The 932-nt window shown below is 46.4% G+C and carries 2 protein-coding genes; both read left to right on the top strand.

Annotated elements, in window-relative coordinates; genetic code table 11:
* Nucleotides 1-203: hypothetical protein (locus tag CBW18_RS21620; RefSeq protein WP_216359282.1), on the top strand; the 203-nt coding region annotated here is incomplete at its 5' end.
* Nucleotides 204-711: 508 nt separating this feature from the next.
* Nucleotides 712-932 (top strand): hypothetical protein (locus CBW18_RS21615; RefSeq protein ID WP_216359281.1); only part of this gene is annotated, 221 nt, incomplete at its 3' end.

Raw genomic sequence — 932 nt, 5'->3', positions numbered from 1 at the left:
CGACCGCAACGTCTGAACTATCGACCGCAACGTCTGAACTACCGACCTCAACGGCTGAACTATCGACTGCAAAGTTTGAATTGATGACGGATTTCAACAAAAAAGGGTCGTCATTGCGAGGAGGAACGACGAAGCAATCTTTCACGCTAATAATCCTCGCTATAAAGATTGCTTCGTCGGCTGAAAAAGCCTCCTCGCAATGACGAAATTGTTACCAGCGATGATCTAACAGGAAATTCCTCGACTCCATGCGATCTGCACCCCGCTACCCGGCCTGGGAGATGATGGCAGGAGAAGCCGTTGAAATTTTTGCACCTCCATTCAAATCCCCCCACTGCCCAAGGTAGCGCACACGGCTCCCTCGAAATTAATCTTCATTATAAAACAAAATCGAGTCCTTGTGCTACCGCTTTTAAAATTTCGACGCGCTAATCCAACATCAGGTCCAAGCCTTTTAGTTATGCCTTGGTGTTTGTTGTTTTTATAGGTAGTCATGCTTTCACTGCGCTCAGGTTTGTTTCTTTTGGGTTACGCCAAAAGAAAAAGCCCTTCGGTTGCTAACCGAGGCAAGCCAGAGCAAAGGGCAAAATAAAAAAGTACAGCAGAATAGTGAAAGCACTAAGGTTCCCGCCTGCGTAGGAATGACGACCGTGTTAGAAATATTTTGTACAAAGATCTCTCCACTTCGGTCGAGATGACGATTGATCCCGAATGAAATTACGCGTAATATCCCTCTGCACCCTGCTACCGGCCTGGGAGATGATGGAAGGAGAAACCGTTGAAATTTTTGCACCTCCGTTCAAATACCCCACTGCCCAAGGTAGCGCACACGGCTCCCTCGAAATTAATCTTCATTATAAAACAAAATCGAGTCCTTGTGCTACCGCTTTTAAAATTTTCGACGCGCTAATCCAACATCAGGTCCAAGCCTT

It is taken from the genome of Pedobacter sp. AJM, assembly GCF_002197755.1.
Taxonomy (GTDB): Bacteria; Bacteroidota; Bacteroidia; order Sphingobacteriales; family Sphingobacteriaceae; genus Pedobacter.
This window is presented reverse-complemented; position numbering and strand designations above follow the sequence as displayed.